The organism is Janthinobacterium sp. 344 (assembly GCF_900112025.1).
GTDB lineage: Bacteria > Pseudomonadota > Gammaproteobacteria > Burkholderiales > Burkholderiaceae_D > Janthinobacterium.
Window position 1 is genome coordinate 150,629 of the sequence record NZ_FOKL01000007.1, and the last position, 17,055, is coordinate 167,683.

16 protein-coding genes and 3 tRNA genes are annotated in these 17,055 nt (G+C 63.4%); 8 read left to right on the forward strand and 11 right to left on the reverse strand.

All coding sequences use genetic code 11. The features are described 5' to 3' along the window. Positions 1-245: 245 nt before the first annotated feature. Genes BM193_RS19135 through BM193_RS19150 form a run of 4 tightly spaced genes read left to right on the forward strand, consistent with a single transcriptional unit; the run spans position 246 to position 3,266 of the window. On the forward strand, positions 246-629 hold the full coding sequence (locus BM193_RS19135; protein ID WP_254786320.1) for a LiaF transmembrane domain-containing protein: 384 nt from the start codon (positions 246-248) through the stop codon (positions 627-629). Beyond that, positions 619-1,434, forward strand: coding sequence for a LiaI-LiaF-like domain-containing protein (locus BM193_RS19140; RefSeq protein ID WP_092799653.1), 816 nt, complete (start codon positions 619-621; stop codon positions 1,432-1,434). Before BM193_RS19135 ends, BM193_RS19140 begins: the two co-directional genes overlap by 11 nt. 6 nt (positions 1,435-1,440) lie before the next feature. Next, on the forward strand, positions 1,441-2,517 hold the full coding sequence (locus tag BM193_RS19145; RefSeq protein ID WP_092799651.1) for a sensor histidine kinase: 1,077 nt from the start codon (positions 1,441-1,443) through the stop codon (positions 2,515-2,517). An 11-nt stretch (positions 2,518-2,528) separates the two neighbouring features. Beyond that, positions 2,529-3,266, forward strand: coding sequence for a LytR/AlgR family response regulator transcription factor (locus BM193_RS19150; RefSeq protein WP_092799649.1), 738 nt, complete (start codon positions 2,529-2,531; stop codon positions 3,264-3,266). Here BM193_RS19150 and BM193_RS19155 read toward each other — a convergent pair. From BM193_RS19155 to BM193_RS19165, 3 genes are all read right to left on the reverse strand, one after another. Then, positions 3,252-5,543 carry an ATP-dependent DNA helicase gene (locus BM193_RS19155; RefSeq protein ID WP_092799647.1) on the reverse strand — a complete coding sequence of 764 codons (2,292 nt, stop codon included), beginning with the start codon at positions 5,541-5,543 and terminating at the stop codon, positions 3,252-3,254. The two genes, BM193_RS19150 and BM193_RS19155, sit on opposite strands and share 15 nt — an antisense overlap. Further along, positions 5,525-7,177 carry a VRR-NUC domain-containing protein gene (locus BM193_RS19160; RefSeq protein WP_092799645.1) on the reverse strand — a complete coding sequence of 551 codons (1,653 nt, stop codon included), beginning with the start codon at positions 7,175-7,177 and terminating at the stop codon, positions 5,525-5,527. The genes BM193_RS19155 and BM193_RS19160 overlap by 19 nt, the downstream gene beginning before the upstream one ends. A gap of 97 nt (positions 7,178-7,274) precedes the next feature. Next, complete coding sequence (locus BM193_RS19165) at positions 7,275-7,979, reverse strand: SMI1/KNR4 family protein (RefSeq protein WP_092799643.1); 705 nt, start codon at positions 7,977-7,979, stop codon at positions 7,275-7,277. Positions 7,980-8,134: 155 nt separating this feature from the next. On the opposite strand from BM193_RS19165, the gene BM193_RS19170 reads away from it, so the two are divergent. Continuing rightward, complete coding sequence (locus tag BM193_RS19170) at positions 8,135-9,352, forward strand: MFS transporter (RefSeq protein ID WP_092799641.1); 1,218 nt, start codon at positions 8,135-8,137, stop codon at positions 9,350-9,352. Further along, positions 9,349-9,990 (forward strand): helix-turn-helix transcriptional regulator, encoded by a 642-nt coding sequence (locus tag BM193_RS19175; protein WP_092799639.1) that lies wholly within the window; start codon positions 9,349-9,351, stop codon positions 9,988-9,990. The genes BM193_RS19170 and BM193_RS19175 overlap by 4 nt, the downstream gene beginning before the upstream one ends. A 69-nt stretch (positions 9,991-10,059) precedes the next feature. Here BM193_RS19175 and phaP read toward each other — a convergent pair whose 3' ends face one another. From phaP to BM193_RS19195, 4 genes are all read right to left on the reverse strand, one after another. Then, positions 10,060-10,659 (reverse strand): TIGR01841 family phasin, encoded by a 600-nt coding sequence (gene phaP, locus BM193_RS19180; RefSeq protein ID WP_092799637.1) that lies wholly within the window; start codon positions 10,657-10,659, stop codon positions 10,060-10,062. A 108-nt stretch (positions 10,660-10,767) separates the two neighbouring features. Then, positions 10,768-10,962: a hypothetical protein gene (locus BM193_RS19185; RefSeq protein ID WP_092799635.1), complete on the reverse strand. Its 195-nt coding sequence runs from the start codon at positions 10,960-10,962 to the stop codon at positions 10,768-10,770. A gap of 49 nt (positions 10,963-11,011) precedes the next feature. Then, positions 11,012-13,243, reverse strand: coding sequence for an ATP-binding protein (locus BM193_RS19190; protein WP_092799633.1), 2,232 nt, complete (start codon positions 13,241-13,243; stop codon positions 11,012-11,014). Positions 13,244-13,357: 114 nt separating this feature from the next. Continuing rightward, positions 13,358-13,786, reverse strand: coding sequence for a winged helix-turn-helix transcriptional regulator (locus tag BM193_RS19195; RefSeq protein WP_092799631.1), 429 nt, complete (start codon positions 13,784-13,786; stop codon positions 13,358-13,360). 145 nt (positions 13,787-13,931) lie between these two features. Here BM193_RS19195 and BM193_RS19200 point away from each other — a divergent pair, with 145 nt between their 5' ends. Continuing rightward, positions 13,932-14,783 (forward strand): SDR family oxidoreductase, encoded by an 852-nt coding sequence (locus tag BM193_RS19200; protein WP_092799629.1) that lies wholly within the window; start codon positions 13,932-13,934, stop codon positions 14,781-14,783. Between the two features lie 111 nt (positions 14,784-14,894). Here BM193_RS19200 and BM193_RS19205 read toward each other — a convergent pair. The 4 genes from BM193_RS19205 to BM193_RS19220 all read right to left on the reverse strand — a co-directional run bounded on the left by BM193_RS19205 (position 14,895) and on the right by BM193_RS19220 (position 16,646). Continuing rightward, positions 14,895-14,979, reverse strand: a tRNA-Leu gene (locus BM193_RS19205). 75 nt (positions 14,980-15,054) lie between these two features. Then, positions 15,055-15,139 (reverse strand) — tRNA-Leu (locus BM193_RS19210). 167 nt (positions 15,140-15,306) lie between these two features. Further along, positions 15,307-16,380 (reverse strand): NF038122 family metalloprotease, encoded by a 1,074-nt coding sequence (locus tag BM193_RS19215; protein WP_092799627.1) that lies wholly within the window; start codon positions 16,378-16,380, stop codon positions 15,307-15,309. Between the two features lie 181 nt (positions 16,381-16,561). Then, positions 16,562-16,646: transfer RNA gene (locus tag BM193_RS19220), tRNA-Leu, on the reverse strand. On the opposite strand from BM193_RS19220, the gene BM193_RS28465 reads away from it, so the two are divergent. Beyond that, positions 16,617-16,952 carry a hypothetical protein gene (locus tag BM193_RS28465; protein ID WP_139176217.1) on the forward strand — a complete coding sequence of 112 codons (336 nt, stop codon included), beginning with the start codon at positions 16,617-16,619 and terminating at the stop codon, positions 16,950-16,952. The genes BM193_RS19220 and BM193_RS28465 overlap by 30 nt on opposite strands. The last annotated feature ends 103 nt before the right edge of the window (positions 16,953-17,055 follow it).

Genomic DNA, 17,055 nt, shown 5'->3' on the forward strand with positions numbered 1-17,055 from the left:
GGTCAGCCGGTCGCCTCAAGGATCGGCACCATATTTCTTTGCATGCGCATCGTGACGCCGCGCATGGGATCCGTAAGTCGTGTACTGCATTAACCCCTTCAAGGCCGGCGCTAGCCGGTCTTTTTTTTCGCCTTTTCCTCCCGCTGTCGCCATCCACCGCAGCATATCCGCCATTCGCCGAAGAAGGCTGTCGCCGCACGCCCATCGCGCGTATCTTGGCGATGAACCAACAACAAGGGGGTCTCGTGAAACCAGAACAAGCGTATTGCCGGCGTACCCAGCTGCTGTGGGGCGTGCTGCTGATCGCCATCGGCGCCGTCATCCTGCTGGACCGGCTCGATGTGATCATCCTCCACGATTACTATTCACTATGGCATTATTGGCCATTGATCATGGTTGCCTTCGGCCTCAACAAGCTGGTCGCGCCCGTGTCCGCCAAACAGGTATTGAGCGGCCTGTGGCTGATCTTCTTTGCCGCCTGGTGGTATGTCTCGTATGAAGAACTGTGGAACCTGAGTTTCTACAACAGCTGGCCAGCCCTGCTGATCGCCTGGGGCGTGGGGCTGGTGCTCGAACCGTTGCTGAAAAAACACTTTATTGCCTACCGGGAGTCCGAGCATGAAAAATAAACCGCCGCCGCATTCGCCATCGCAGATCGTGCTGGGCGTGATCGTCATCGGCCTGGGCTTGTTGTTCCTGCTCGACAACCTGGGCTTCATCAATGTGCGCTATACCTTCCGCTTCTGGCCCACGGTCCTGATCGTCTTTGGCCTGCTGAAACTGTCGCAAAGCCGCAGCGCGAACGGCTACTTGCTTGGCGGCATGCTGGTCTTCCTGGGCGTAGTCTGGACCCTCAAGCACATGGGGATCTTCTACATGAACTGGGACGTGCTGTGGCCGCTGCTGATCATCGGCGTCGGCGTGGCCGTCGTCTCGAAGTCCCTGCCCGGTTCGCAGCAACGGCTGCGCCGCCGGCGCTTTTCTGCGCAGCAAGACAGCACGGCGCCGGCCGATGCGTTTGGCCAGGCCAGGAATGGCGCCGTCTCGCTCGACAAGCAAGCCGCCTCGGCAGCGCCAGGCGCTGGCGCTGGCGCGCAAGCCGACGACGACAGCATCATCGAGGTGACGGCCATCCTCGGCGGTTATGTGCGGCGCGTGTCGTCGCAGCGTTTCAAGGGCGGCGACATCAATGTCATCATGGCCGGCTGTGAAATCGACTTGCGCCAGGCCTCGATCGAAGGCGAAGCCGTGCTGAACGTGTTTGCCCTGTGCGGCGGCATCACCATCAAGATTCCGCCTGACTGGAGCGTCGTGCTGCAGGGCACGCCCATCCTCGGCGGCTTCGAAGAGAAGACCATCGTGCCGCCGAACAAGGACAAGCGTTTGTACGTGACGGGCTACGCCATCATGGGCGGCCTGGAAATCCGCAACTAGGCGCGCATGTCCGGGGCCTTGTCGAAGCGGCGCGGCGCCGTGGCGGGTGTGCTGGTGTGCATGATGCTGGGCCTGGCCCTGGCGTCGGCGCTGGCCAGGGTGGCCCACGCGCCATGGCTCAACGCGGCCTTGCTGGTGGTGCCTGCCACGCTCGTGTATGCGATCGGCACGGCTTTTTCCGCGTTTTACCTGTGCCGCGCCTATCCTTTGAGCACCCGCCATCCGGCCGCCATCGCCGGCGTGATGGGCGTGGCGGCCCTGTTCGCGGGGCTGCTGTGGGCCACCCTGCTGCAATTCCTGAACAGCGTCAGCCTGCTGCCGGACGTGCGCTGGCTGGGCGTGAACCTGACGCAATCGCTGCTGGCCCTGTTCTTTGGCCTGGGCGTGCTGCTGTATTGCCTGGCCGTCGCCGTGCATTATCTGCTGCTCGAATTCGTGCGCGCCAGGATGGCCGAGCAGCGCGGGCTGGAAGCGCAGCTGATGGCGCAGGAAGCGCAGCTGCGCATGCTGCGCACGCAGATCGACCCGCATTTCCTCTTCAACAGCCTCAATTCCATCAGTGCCTTGACGTCCATCAATGCGGCCGGCGCGCGCCGGATGACGCTGGAGCTGGCCAGCTTCTTTCGCCAGAGCTTGAGCATGGAAGCGCACAGGAAAATCACCGTGGCGCAGGAATTGCTGCTGATCCGCCACTTTCTCGCCATCGAACAGGTGCGTTTCGGCGAACGCCTGCAGGTCGGGGAAGACATCGACGATGCCGCGCTGGCTTGTTTGCTGCCGCCCATGCTGATCCAGCCGCTGGTGGAAAATGCCGTCAAGCATGGCATCTGCGGCTTGACGGAGGGTGGCGTCATCACGCTCCACGTGCGGCGCGCGGGCAGCCTGCTGTATATCGACCTGCGCAACCCGGTGGCGGCGGACCAGGCGTCGGCGCGCGGCAATGGCCTAGGCCTGGAAAACGTGCGCCAGCGCCTGGCTGGCGCGTATGGCCACGAGGCCAGCGTGCACTGGGCGCGGCGCGGCGCCCTATTTGAAGTGACGCTATCGATGCCGGCGCAGACCGGCGAGACGGAGGAAACATGATGCAGGCAAGAATGCGGGTGGCCATCGTCGACGATGAAGCGCTGGCGCGCGGCGTGCTGCGCGAATACCTGGCGCGCCATGACGATATCGAGATCGTGGCCGAATGCGCTAACGGTTTCGACGCCGTCAAGGCCATCGCGGAGCTGGAACCGGAACTGGTCTTCCTCGACATCCAGATGCCGCGCCTGGACGGCTTCGAAGTGGCCGAACTGATCGGCGCAAAGTCCCGGCTGATCTTTGTCACGGCCTATGACCAGTATGCCTTGAAGGCGTTCGAATGCCACGCCTTGGACTATCTGCTCAAGCCGTTCAGCGAACAGCGTTTCGAGCAGGCGCTGGCCCATGCGCGCGCCCACCGCGGCACGCCCGCCGCCTTGAACGCCGTGCAAACGCTGGCGCGCGAGGCGGCCACGCGCGTCGCGCCCCTGGACCGCGTGCTGATACGCGACGGCGCGAAAGTCCACGTCATCGCCAGCGCGCGCATCGATTACATCGAAGCACAGGACGATTACATCAGCATCCGTTCGGAAGGCAAGTCCTACCTGAAAAGCCAGCGCCTGAGCGAACTGGAGACCCAGCTGGACCCGGCCAGGTTCCTGCGCGTGCACCGGTCCTACCTGCTGAATATCGACAGCATCCGCCGCATCGAGGCGGCCACCAAGGACAGCCACGTGGCCATTTTGCGCGACGATACGAGGATACCTGTGAGCAAGGCGGGCTACCAGAAGCTGAAGTTACTGGTTGGCTAGCTGCACATTCCACCACGCGGGCAGGAGCTGGCGGATTTCCGGGCGCGAAAAACGGTCGTCGATCAGGTACACGACGCCCCGGTCCGAGGTGGTGCGGATGACCCTGCCGGCCGCCTGCACCACCTTCTGCATGCCCGGATACAGATACGTGTAGTCGTAGCCGGCGCCGAAGATGTCGCCCATGCGCTGGCGGATCTGCTCGTTGACGGGATTGATCTGCGGCAAGCCGAGGGTGGCGATGAAGGCGCCGATCAGGCGCGCGCCGGGCAAGTCGATGCCTTCGCCGAAGGCGCCGCCCAAAACGGCAAAGCCGATGCCGCGCGTCTCCAGGCCGAAACGGCCCAGGAAGTGCGCGCGCGCCGCGTCGTCCATGCGGCGCGGCTGCTGCCAGATGGGCACGTCCGGGTAATGCTGGGCAAACAGTTGCGCCGTCTTTTCCATGTAGTCGAAGCTGCTGAAGAACGCCAGGTAGTTGCCCGGCGTTTCCGCGTATTGCTTCGCCATCAATTGGGCGATGGGCAGCAGCGAGGCGGCGCGGTGCTGGTAGCGCGTGGAAATCGTGTCGGCCACGCGTACGGACAATTGTTCCGCCTGGAACGGCGATTCCACGTCGACCCAGGCCGTGTCGGCCGGCATGCCCAGGGTATCGCTGTAGTAATTCCACGGGCTCAGGGTGGCGGAAAACAGGGCCGTGCTGTGGCTGGCCGCGAAGCGCTCTTTCAAGAACGGCGCCGGGACGATGTTGCGGATGCAGACGGTGGAGCCGGCATTGACTCCCGTATTCGTCTTGCTGACGTCGAACAGCGAATGTGCGCCGAAGCTTTCCGCCAGGCGGTTGATCAGCAGCACGTCGAAATAAAAACGCTGCAAGTCCTCGTCCAGCGCCGCTGCGTGTTCGGCCATGTAGTCGCCGATGGCCGTGGCCACGCCTTGCAGGGCGCCAAAGAATTTCTCCGGCAAAGCCGCATGCACGTGATAGTCGCCATCCTGCTCCTTGAGCAGGGCCGTCCATTGGCGCGAGAGGCGGTCCAGCGGTTTCTTTAACGCTTCGGGCGCGAACTTGCGCAGCATTTTCAGGTCGATCTGCGCCAGTTCGGCCGTGTACATGCTGCGCGCGCGCGACACCATATTGTGCGCCTCGTCGACCAGCACGTTGACTTTCCAGTCGTGCGCCAGGGTCATGCCGTACAGCATGGCGCTGAGGTCGAAATAATAATTGTAGTCGCCGATGACGACGTCGCTCCAGCGCGCCAGTTCCATGCCCAGGTAGTAGGGGCAGATACCTTGCTGCAAGGCGATGGCGCGCACGGCTTCCTTGTCGAGGATCAAACCGCTGGCCAGCGCCACCTCGCGCGCCAGCGGCAGGCGATCGTAAAAACCTTTTGCCAGCGGGCACGATTCGCCGTGGCAGGCCTTGTCGGGATGCTCGCAGGCGCTGTTTTTTGCGCTCAGTTCCAGCACGCGCAAGGGCAGCAGCGGGGCGCTGTCCTTCAGGATGGCACAGGCGTCGAGCGCCATTTGCCGGCCCGGCACCTTGGCGGCGAGGAAGAATAATTTATCCAGGCCATGCGCGGCCGTGGCTTTCAGCATGGGAAACAGGCTGCCCACCGTCTTGCCGATGCCGGTGGGCGCCTGCGCCAGCAAGCCGCAGCCGCGGCTGCTGGCCTTGTACATGGCTTCGGCCAGCTGGCGCTGCCCCGGGCGGAAGTCCGCGTGGGGAAAGGCCATGGCCGTCAGCTGCGCATCGCGGCTGGCGCGGTGCGCCAGCTCCTGTTCGGCCCAGTCGAGGAACAGCGCGCAATGCTGCTCGAAGAACAGGCGCAGCGCCTCGGCCGTGCATTCTTCGTGCAGGATGGTTTCCTTCTGGCTGGCGATATCGAAATACACGAGCGCCACGCGCAGCATGGGCAAGTTCAGCTGCTGGCACAGCAAGTGGCCATAGATGCGCGCCTGCGCCCAGTGCAGCTGGCGGTGGTTGGCGGGCATGGCGTCCAGTTCGCCCCGGTAGGTCTTGATTTCTTCCAGCTGGCGCCGCGCCGGGTCGTAGCCATCGGCGCGGCCCCGCACGCGCAACGGCCCGAAGTCGCCGCACAGGCTGATTTCACGCTGGTAATCATCGTCGCGCCGGCCCGTGACGGTGGCATGGCCCGCCATGCCTTCCTGCGCCGTGGGCGAGGGCGTGAAGCGCAAGTCCAGGTCGCCCACCTTGGCCGTGAATTCGCACAGGGCGCGCACGGCGATGGTGTAGGTATGGCGGCTCACGCGGCCGCCTGCCATTGCAGGTAGCACACGCTGACGGGCATGGCGTGTTGGGCGCAATACGCGATCCAGCGCAGCTGGTTGTCTTGCAGGCGGTCGCCGGGGCCTTTGACCTCGATCATGCGGTAGCGCCGTTCCGCCGGCCAGAACTGGATCAGGTCAGGCAAGCCGCTGCGGTTGCTTTTGATGTCGAGCAAGATGCGCTCGAAGGCTTTTTTCAGGTGGCTGGCAGGCATGCAGGCGAGTGCCAGGTCCAGCAAGCCGTCGCCCAGCACTTCCCAGCTGACGAAGGGCGAGACGATGCCATGCTTGGCGGCCACGGTGGCGCGGATCGCCGCCTGGTAGCTGCCGTCGTCCAGCTGCGCCAGGCAGGCGGCGAAGTCGGCGCTGCGGCGCAGGTAGAAATCGGCGCTGTGCAGGTCGGCCGGGCCACGGTGGAAAGGGTGGAAAAAGGCGCCGGGGATGGCCTTGAAGATGGCCGGCCAGCACAGCAGGCCGAACAGCGAATTGATCAGGGTGTTTTCCACGTAATACACGGGGGCGTCGTCCTGCATCAGGTGCTGTTGCACCACGCCTTCCACGTAGCAGGCTTCGCTTGGATAGGGCAGCCGCAGGTCGATACGCTCGACGCTGGCGGGGGCGTTGGCCGCCTGCTTGGCATGGCCCAGCTTGCGCCGCAGGCGGGGGGCCATGCGCAGCAGCAGTTGCTGTTCCGCTTCGCTTTCCGGCGCCGCCAGGGCGATCGTCAGGCGCTCGTAGGCCGCTTGCGGCTGTTCATCCTTTTCCAGCACGCGGATGGCGCGCCCGCGCGCGCCCGGATAGCGGCAATCGGCGTAGGCGCGGTAGGCGGCGGGCCAGTCCTGGCATTTCTCCAGGTGCTGGCCGATCTGGAAGCGCAGCTTGTCGCGCCGGCTGGCCAGCCAGGTATTCTCGGGCGGCAAAGGCAGGGCGGCCAGCTCCTGCAGCACTTCGTCGGGCGGCGCGCTGTCGTTGTAGCGTTCGCGGCACTGGTGCAGCACTTCATAGTGCTCGATATCCTGGCGCGTGCGGAAACCGCGCGACGCGGGCGAGAATTCGACTTTTTCATACTGGTACACGCCCAGGTCGGAGAGCACGAATTCCGACCAGTCCTGGTGATAATTGCCAAAATAAATCAGGCGCAGGCGGTCGCACAGCGCTTGCATGCCGATGCGGTACAGCACGTCGTTGGATGTGGGATACCAGGCGGAAAACGCTTGCTCGTCCGCATGCCGCTCGCGCAAGGCCTCCAGCTGCTCGGCCTTGCGCGCCGCCTTCAGGGGCGCGGCGAGATCGAAGGCCTGGGCGATTTCCGCCTTCAGCAGCAAGTCGAACAGCTCGTCGAGCCCGATGGCCGGATCGGCCTGCACCCAGCCCGTGGCCAGCAAGGGCTGGGCGGCCGCGCGCGTGTCGCCGATTTCAGGGTAATTGAGCTTGCTGGCGCGAAACAGGCACCCTTTGCGCATGACGAGGCGCACGAACAGGGCGCGCGACGGCAGCGGCAAGGCGGCGAATGCGCCGATGAATTGTGTTTCTTCCGCACTCAGCAGGTCGGCATAGCGCGTGGCTATCCAGCGCAGCACCTCCTGGAAATTGTCCAGATAGTACAGGGGATTTTCCAGGACTCTCAGCATGGGAATAATAATGTGGCTAGATGCAACTTGGACATGGTTTTACTGTGTTTATATACAGTTTAAACCTTCATCCGCCACTTGCCCAGCGATTTTATGTTCAGCCAGCCGTGCTGTAGGCAAAACCGCTGTCGAACTTTTCGTAAGGAATGAATTCCTTGCGCAGGCTGGCCAGTTCGATATCGGTCAGCAAGCCCCGGTGCGCTGCCTTGCGTCCTTTCGGCAGCACCACCTCGTAATCGGTGATGTCCCTGGCCAGCAAGGTGTGCAGCACGTCGGCTTGGCGCGCCGTCAGGTAGCGCGTGTGCGTGCCCAGGGTGTTGGCCAGTTGCTCCCTGAATTCATCGTCGCTGACCGCGTTGTAGGTATCCTGGTCCGCCATGCTGATTAACAACATGTGAAACAGGAAGTCCTGCAGGTTCTTCGCCAGGTACCGGGCTTCATTCTGGTCATGCCACAGCAGCACGATGGGCATCTCGCCATCGTGCTGGCCGGAGACGAAAAAACAGTAGTGATCGCCCGCGCCCGTTTGCGCGAATGGGATGAAGCGCAAGGCAGGGTCGATTTGCCGGTAATCGTGCGGGTCCAGCAAGGTTTCCGCTGCGTCGGCAACGGCCTTGATATTGAGCAATTCGAAATCATCGGCATGCAGCAGCAGGGTGGGTTTATCCTGTAATGTGGGATAGACCAGCTTGTACCAGTCGGGGCCATATTCGCCCACGGCCAGCATGCCGTCGCACTCCAGCTGCCGGTACAGCGGGGGATAGGTGAAGCCGTGTTGCTGTTCAATTTCTGACAGTGTCATGTGTGCCCTGTTCAACGTGATTCATGCGGGCATGATAGCCGAGGCGATGTCCGGCACGCTTCACGGCAGCAATGATGGGCATATTAATAAACATTTTAGTTTACTTATATGGCATGACCACGTAGTCTTGCCAGATCAAAATCCGCCGAGCCCGCATGAAAAACATCCTCCTGATTTCCGCCGCCTGCCTGCTGGCGCTGCTGTCGACCATCGGCGCGTCCCTGCCGTATCCGATCCTGCCGCCGCTGTTCGCGGCCGAGGCGCCGAACGCTTTCAACAATTTCCTCGGCTTGCCCTCCAAGCTGCTGTTCGGCCTGGCGCTGACCATCAATCCGCTGGGCTTGCTGATCGGCTCGGCCCTGCTGGGGCCGCTCTCCGACCGCTACGGCCGCCGCCCCTTGCTGATGCGCACGGCTGTGGGCGCCGCCATCGGCCACGCCATCACGGCCTGGGCCTTGGTGATCCAGTCGTATCCGCTGTTCATCGTCGCCCGTTTCATTACCGGTTTGCTGGAAGGGAACGGCGCCGTGGCGCGCGCCATGCTGGCCGACCAGTTGACGGGGCCGCTGCGCCTGCGCGCCATGTCCTGGCTGAATGGCGCGTTCTACCTGGGCTGGCTGGTGGGGCCGATCCTGGCGGGCGCGACCCTGCACTGGGGCGTGACGGTGCCGTTCTGGATCGCCGCCGCCGCGCTGATGCTCGTCGCCGTGCTGGTGGCCGTGGGCTTGCCGCGCGAAACGCCATCGCTGCTGACGACGTCGTGGTGGCAAGTGGCGCGCGACCGCCATTCGCTGAACCTGCTGCGCCACGACGAGCTGCGCACCCTGTTCATCGTGCAACTGGCGTTCACCTGCGGCGTGGCCAGTTTCTATGAGTTCTACCCGCTGTGGCTGGTCGAGACGGCCAACTACCATGCGCAGGCGATTGCCTGGGTGAATGTGGGCCTGTGCGGCACGATGACCATCACCTCCCTGCTGGCGGGCGGTCCCAGCCGCCATGCGCCGCTGCTGCGGGCCAGCTGGTATGCCTGCGGCGTGGCGCTGGCCGTCGGAATTTTGGCGCTGGGCAACATCTGGGTGGGCATCGCCGCCATCGTGCTGTTCGGCATCCCGAACGCGCTGTACAACACGGTGATCCAGGGCTGGTGCGCCGAGCGCTTCAGCGCGCACGGGCAGGGTGCCGTGATGGGCTTGCTGGCCACCACGTTTTGCATCGCCAACATCGTCGTCGCCCTGAGCGGCTCCGTGCTGACGCTGATCGACACGCGCCTGATCCTCATCGCCGGCGCCTGCTCCGCTGCCTGGGCCGCGTGGCGCATGGCGGCCTGGCGCCGGCAGCTGGCAGGTAGTGTTGACGCGAAAGCGGTGGCATGAGCGCGAGCACGTCCGAGCAGACCTTGTTCCTGCTGAAAATGCGCGGGCCGCAGACGGCGCAGCAGCTGGCGGCCTTGCTCGACATCAGCTCGATGGGCGCGCGGCGCCAGCTGGAAGCGGCGCAGGGCAGGGGCCTGGTGGCGTTCGAGGACGTGGCCGACAAGGTGGGGCGCCCGTCGCGCCGCTGGCAGCTGACGCCGGCCGGCCATGCGCGCTTTCCCGACCGCCATGCGGACTTGACGCTGGAATTGATCGCGCAAGTGAAAAGCCTGTTTGGCGACGAGGGCCTGGATAAGCTGATCGGCGCGCGCGAGCGCAGCAGCGAGCTGGCTTATGCCAAGCTGGTCGACCCGGGCGATGATCTGGCGCACAGGGTGGACAGCCTGGCGCGCGCGCGCGATGGCGAGGGCTACATGGCCAGTGCCGAGCGGCAAGACGATGGCAGCGTGCTGCTGGTGGAAAACCATTGCCCCATCTGCGCGGCGGCCACGGCGTGCCAGAATTTCTGCCGCTCGGAACTGGCCATCTTTCAACGGGTATTGGGCGACGATTGCACGGTGGAACGCAGCGAATATCTGCTGGAGGGGGGGCGGCGCTGCGTGTACCGGATCGTGCCGGTGGCGGCACTGTCGCGCTAGGTCGAAACCCGGCAAAGGCCGGGGTCGTACCCTGCAGGGTACGACCCCGGTATCTGCTCCTGGGGCTTGTTACTTTTTAGCCGCTTTCGGCTTGGCCGCCGGCGCCGCTGTTTCGGGTGCTGCCGTGGCTTTTTCCGTGGCTTGCGCTACCTGCGCGCTGGCCTTGGCGATCTGCTCTTCCACCGTTTTCACGGCCTGTTGCGTGGCCTTGGTGACTTGCTCGTAGCCGAGGAAGGCGTTGTCGATGGCGGCCTTGACGATGGCGACGGCGTTTTCGGAGCCGGGCGGCACGTTTTTCGTCACGTCGTAGATCAGCGCGCTCAAGTTGCTTTTTGCTTCGGCCACGTGGGCTTCGGCGGCCGTGGTGAATTCCGTGTGGATTTCCTTGATGATCTCGTCGAGTTGCTGTTTATACGCTTTCGCGCCCGCCACGCCCGGTTGCAGCTGGGCGGCGGCGGCGGCCATGGCGGCCTTCGGATCCTTGGCCTGGCTGATTTCCTTGCCGGCCGCGATGCCATCCTCGATGCCGGACTTGGCGGTGGCCATGTTCAGTGCCAGCACCTGTTCCACGCCTTGCACGGCCTTGGTGGTGAGGGTGTTGAAGGTCATCAGCTGGAATTCAAACAGGGCCTTGGTGGCCGATGCGAATTGTTCTGGATTCGTAAACATGTGGTCTCCTCGGTTTGAATAGATACGTTCTTATCGTTCCATACTCTTTCGACGCCGCAATGCCATCGCTTGCCATCAAGCCGGTTTTCCCGTGTTGTCATGGCCCCATTATTTAACAAGCACCGGTTTTTCGCAACGGCTATCTTTGTACGGTCCCGAGGCCAGTTCCCAGCCAAATCCCAGCGTGGATTGGGCGCACGACAGGGTGCCGTCGACCTTGCTGCGCCATTGGTACCACGGTGCTGGTCCGGCCCAGGCGCTGGCGCACAGGGCCAGCAGGGTGGCGGCGAGAGTGTATTGCATGGCGATGCTCCATCAGAAAGCGGTGGCTGCATTGTAGCGCGCCTCGGTGTCAGGCGGCACCCGACTGGGGCGCCGCGACGGGCAGCAGCAGGGTGAAGGTGGTGCCGGCGGGGCTGCTGCTGGCGTCGATATGGCCGCCGAGCACGCCCGTGACGATATTGTGCGCCACGTGCAGGCCCAGGCCCGAGCCGCCGGAGCCCAGCTTGGTCGTGAAGAACGGATCGTAGATATGCGTGAGGTCGTCGGCGGGAATGCCCACGCCCGTGTCGGCGATGCACAAGGTAATGGTCTGGCCGTCGTCGCTGCCGCGCGCCGTGATGGCGATGCTGCCGCCGCTGCGCCCTTCGAACGCATGGCGCAGGCAGTTTTCCAGCAGGTTGCTCAGCACCTGGCCCAGCGGGCCGGGATAACTGTCCATGGCCAGGTCGTCGGGCACGTCCTGTGTCAGGCTCAGGCTGGCCGCCTTGAGCGGCGTGGACATGGGCAGCATCAATTCGGCGATGAACTGGCGCAGCAGGAAATGGCGCCGCTGCGAGCTGGCGCGGTCGACGGCGATCTGCTTGAAGCTGGACACCAGGTCGGCCGCGCGCTGCAAGTTGCGCAGCATGATGGCGTCCGCCTCGCTGGCCTGGGTCAGATAGGTTTCCAGTTCCGAGCGGCGCAGGCCGTCGAGGAGGCAGGCATGGATTTCGCGCGTGCGCTCGGCCATGGTGGTGGCCACCACCAGGCCGTTGCCGATCGGCGTATTGAGTTCGTGCGCGATGCCGGCCACCAAGGCGCCCAGGGCGGCCAGCTTGTCGCGTCGCACCAGTTCGCCTTGCGTGATGGACAGGTTTTCCAGCGCGGCGGCCAGTTCGCGGTTGGCCTGTTCCGATTGTTCCTTCGCCTGCGTCAGGGCGGCCGTGCGCTCGGCCACCAGTTCTTCCAGGTGCGCGCGGTGGCGCTGCAGCTCGCGTTCGTGGCGCATGCGGCCTATCGCGATGCCGGCCAGGTCGGTGGCCGTGTCGATCAGTCCCTGGTCGTGCGCATCGGGGCTGCGCACTTCGCGGTAATACATGGCAAACGATCCCAGTACGGCGCCATCCTGGCCGAAGATGGGGCGCGACCAGCAGGCGCGCAAGCCGAACGGTGCCGCCAGTGCGCGGTAGGGCGCCCACAGCGGGTCGTGCATGATGTCGCTGACGATCACGGCTTCGCGCCGGAACATGGCCGTGCCGCAGGAACCCACGCCGGGGCCGATGGCCACGCCTTCGAGCAGGGCCATGTAGTCGGGCGGCAGGCTGGGGCCGGCCGCGCTGTGCATGTGGATGCCGTCATCGTCGAGCAGCATGATGGAGCAGTACACGCCACGCGACTGGCCTTCGATCAGCAGCAGCAGCTGGTTCAGCGTGGGAATCAGCGGCGCGCCCTTGGCGACCATTTCCAGCAGGGCGCTCTGGCCAGCGCGCATCGCTTCGGCCAGGTTGCGTTCCGTCAAATCGATGATGCGCGCATGCACCAGCTGGCGGCCCGGCACGGACAGGCGCATCAGCCGGATTTCGCAGGCGATCGGGTGGCTGTCGCGGTGGCAGCAAGTGGCGCGGAAGACGACGATCTTGCCTTGCAAGGTGGCGCGTATCTTTTCCTCCAGCAGCTGCGGCGAGGCGCGCCCGTCGGCCTGTGTTTTCGGGAACAGCCGCTCCATGCCGCCCTGCAGCAAGTCGGCCAGCGGCATGCCGAACAGGTCTTCGGCCAGGTGGTTGGCGTCGATCAGCAGTTTGTTGTCGATGTCGAACAGCAGGACGGCATCGGGCGAGCCGGCCAGGATCGAGTGGTAATTGACTTCCAGCGTTTGCGGATGCAAGGGGCGCGGTGGCGCGACGGCATGCGGTGCCGGCGCATCGGCCTTGTGCAGCGCCAGTTCCATGAGGATTTTTTCCGCCACGTCGCGCGCATTGAAGGGCATCTTGATGTAATCGGAAGCGCCGGCGCCCACGCTGCGGCCCTGTTCCTCGGCGCTGGGCGTGGCCGACATCAGCAGCAGCGGCACGCCATGGCGCCCGCCCGCATTGCGCAGGCGCATGCAGGCGGCGCCGATATTCGTGCCGGCCAGGGCCGCATCGAGCAGGATCAGATCCGTGCCGCCGGCGGCCAGTTCCACGCCTTCGTCAACGTCGCCCGCCAGCCCCGTGCCCAGGTTGTGCCGGTCCAGCACATACAGCAGTTCGCGCACATCGTTTGGCGAATTGCTGACCAGCAGCACATTGGCCCGGTCGGCGATGGAGGAAATCAGCTGATTCATGGTGTCGCGCCCTTACGCGGTTCATGGGACTAGTATTACATCAAGGCAAGTAGGAGTAAACGATAATTCTTGATGACTAAAAGCAATCCCTTTGCGCAGTGATCCGTGCCCCGTTCAGGCCGCATTTTTCGCCGCCGGCGCCGTGGCCAGGTCGGCGCGCGCCTGTTCGATGCGCGGGTAGTTATCTTCGATCCAGTCGACCAGCACGGCCAGGCGTTCGGCCGCTTCGCGTCCCAGCGGCGTCAGGCTGTATTCCACCTTGGGCGGAATCACCATGTAGGCCTGGCGCAGCACGAATCCGTCGCCCGCCAGCGCTTCCAGGGTTTGCGCCAGCATTTTTTCGCTGACGCCGCCCACTTCACGGCGCAGTTCACTGAAGCGGCGCGTGCCGCTCAGCAATAGTACCAGCACGAGCACGGCCCAGCGGCTGGTCAGGTGGCTGAGCACGACGCGCGACGGGCAGGCGGCCGTCAGCAGGTGGCCCGCCTGGATTTGCCGGGCGAGGGCGTTGCGCACGGTGGCGCCAGGAGTATCTATGTCCATGATAGGGTGTCCGTCTGGTTGACGCCGTCAGGCGCGGCTAGTTCGTGGCGAAAGAAATCTTATACTTACCAAAAGGTACGTACTTACAATAAGTAAGTAATACTCTTATTATAGGTTTTTACCACTCACCCTCCAAGGAGAAATCATGATCGTTATCACCGGCGCCGCAGGCAACCTGGGGCATCACGTCATTGCCAGCCTGCTCCAATCCGTTCCCGCAGCCAACATCATCGCCGCCGTGCGCAATCCCGCCAAGGCCGCCGACCTGGCCGCCAAGGGCGTGCAAGTGCGCCAGGCCGATTACAACGATGGCGCCAGCCTCGACAGTGCCTTCAAGGGGGCGACGAAGATCCTGCTGATCTCGTCGAGCGAAGTGGGCCAGCGCGCGCGGCAGCACCAGAATGTCATCGATGCGGCCAAGCGTGCCGGCGTGGCCCTGCTGGCCTACACCAGCATCTTGCGCGCCGATACCTCGCCGCTGGGCCTGGCCGCCGAGCACGTGGTCACGGAAGCGGCCATCCGCGACTCGGGGCTGCCCTACAGTTTCCTGCGCAACAGCTGGTACCTGGAAAACCATACGGAAAACCTGGCGCCCGTGCTGGAGCATGGCGCCGTGCTGGGCGCGGCGCAGGACGGGCGTTTCTCGTCGGCCACGCGCGCCGATTATGCGGCGGCCGCCGCCGCCGTGCTGACGGCCGACCAGCCGCAAGCCGTGTATGAGCTGGCCGGCGACCAAAGCTTTACCCTGACGCAATACGCGGCGGAAGTGGCGCGCCAGTCGGGCAAGGCGATCGTCTACAAGGATTTGCCGGAGGCCGAATTCAAGGCGGCGCTGGTGGGTGCGGGCGTGCCGGAAGGCTTTGCCGCGCTGCTGGCCGATTCCGACGTGGGCGCGGCCAAGGGCGGCCTGGAAGACAACGGCAAGCAATTGAGCGCGCTGATTGGCCGTCCGACGACGACCATGGCCGAGGCCGTGAAAGCGGCGCTGGCCAAGTAAGGGAAGGGGATGCCGCAGGCGGACGCCGCGCGGCATTTTCAATGTTTGCATCCGGAAATGAAAAAAGCCGCAAACTCGTGAAAGTTTGCGGCTTTTTTGCGAATTAGGTAATGGTGCCCACGAAGGGACTCGAACCCCTACACCCGAAGGCACATGGACCTGAACCATGCGCGTCTACCAATTCCGCCACGTGGGCATTGTGCTGCTCATTTCAACTACTGACTGCTTGCTACTTTACTGCGGATCACAACAATCAACAACTTGTTGCTGGTGGTGCCCACGAAGGGACTCGAACCCCTACACCCGAAGGCACATGGACCTGAACCATGCGCGTCTACCAATTCCGCCACGTGGGCATTGTTACTGCTTGCTGCTTGTCGCTGCATGTTCTGCAGCGAGGACAAAATCATAAGGGCTGGCGCGCATTCGGTCAATCAACATTTCACACTTTTCTTCAAGAAACATGGTTTTTCTTCCGAAAATCGCCTTTCCCTATGAAAAAAGAGTAAAACTGCCTGTTTTTTCAGCGTATTTGGCGTCGTTGTTGCACTGCCAGCAGCATCAGCGCCAGGCATAGCAGCGGGACGGTACCCGGCGTCGGGATGGCGTTCGGGGTGATATCCCAGCCGATGGCGTCCAGGGCGATCAGGTCGTTCCAGCGCAGGCGCAGCAATTCGCCATACGCCACCGTCGGGTCCATGATGCCCAGGTGCAGGCTGTCGCGCCAGTGGCTGGCCTGGTCGCCGTCGCCGTGGTAAGCGCCGTTGGCGAACAACGGTCCGCGCGTGGCGCCGCCGTCGAGCGAAAAATACTTGTCGCGCTTGTCGGCCGTCCAGTCGATCACCCCGGCCGCGGCGCTCTCGGCGGAGTAGCGGAACAGGTCCAGTCCCGAGACGTAGGTAAATTCCGAATCGTCGTAAGGCCCGCCCAGCGGCGGCGAGTTGAAGTCGAGGATGTCTACGCCGCTGAGAAAGCCCAGCGCGTGGCCGATTTCATGCATGGCCACACCGATGAAGTCGATGCTGTCGGCGCCGATGCCATTGCCGGGATCGAAATCGAAGTTGAAATCGCTGTTGAACTGGATGAAGCCATCGCAATTGCCGATGCACCCGTCCAGCGATTGCGGCGGCGGCGCCAGGCCGACGGCCCTGGCTTGCGCATTGCTTAGCGACAAATATTGGTTGTTGGCGTCGCCATTGTTGTCGATATAGGGCAGGGCGCTGCCGGGGCCGTTGGGATTGTTGGCCGTGCGGTTGATCAGCATGCCGAAGCTGTCGCCCGTGGGCAGGTGCGCCAGCGCCCGCTGGTCGATGGCGGAGCTGGCGTCGGCGACGAGGGCGCTGCGAAAGTCGCTGTAGCGGTAAAACGCTTCCGACGAACCCGTTTGCCCCAGGATGTTGCCGCCCAGCGAATTGAAACCCACCGTCAGGTCGATGGTGACATTGTCTTTCAGTACGCGCGACCAGCGCGCGGCCGCCGCCTGGAATCCCTGCTGCGCCTGCAGCGAGGTGCCGGGCACGTACTGCAGATGGAACAGGGGTGAGGCGATGGTGCCGACAGGCAGGGTCAAGGCGAGGACGGCGACGAGGCGTTTCATGGCAGCGCTCCGGAAATGGCGATGCCATCCTGCAGGCAAGAAGCGTGCTCGGTCTTAAAATCAGGGACTTGGCGCTTGCGCGGCTGGCAACTGTCAAGAATGCCGACAGCATCGATTTGCGCCGGAAATGAAAAAAGCCGCAAACTCGTGAAAGTTTGCGGCTCTTTTGCGAATTAGGTAATGGTGCCCACGAAGGGACTCGAACCCCTACACCCGAAGGCACATGGACCTGAACCATGCGCGTCTACCAATTCCGCCACGTGGGCACTGATGCTGCTGTGACTTACTACATTTTACTGCTCGAGTATTTGTTGCAAAACAACTTACTGCAACAATTCTGCTATTATAGCGACTTGAAGAGTTTTGCGCCAGATGAGCTTTCGCTCCATACTGCACATCAACCCTGTACCGCTTTCCTGCAACTGCATTCCCGTGAAGGTTTGTCGCTGCAAGAGACCGAGATTATAGAGCAATATTTGCCGAAGTCAAATGCATTGCGCAGCTTTTCTCCTTTTTTTCATCGGCGGGGTGCTTGTACTGTTTCCGCTACGCTGTCCGTTAGGCAAACCTAGGCGTCGTCCGGTACACTACCGGACATCACCGCGTCAATATTGACGGTGATGTCATCGGTCTTTGTTCTCCGTTTGATCACTGTCAATAACAACTATAGAAATA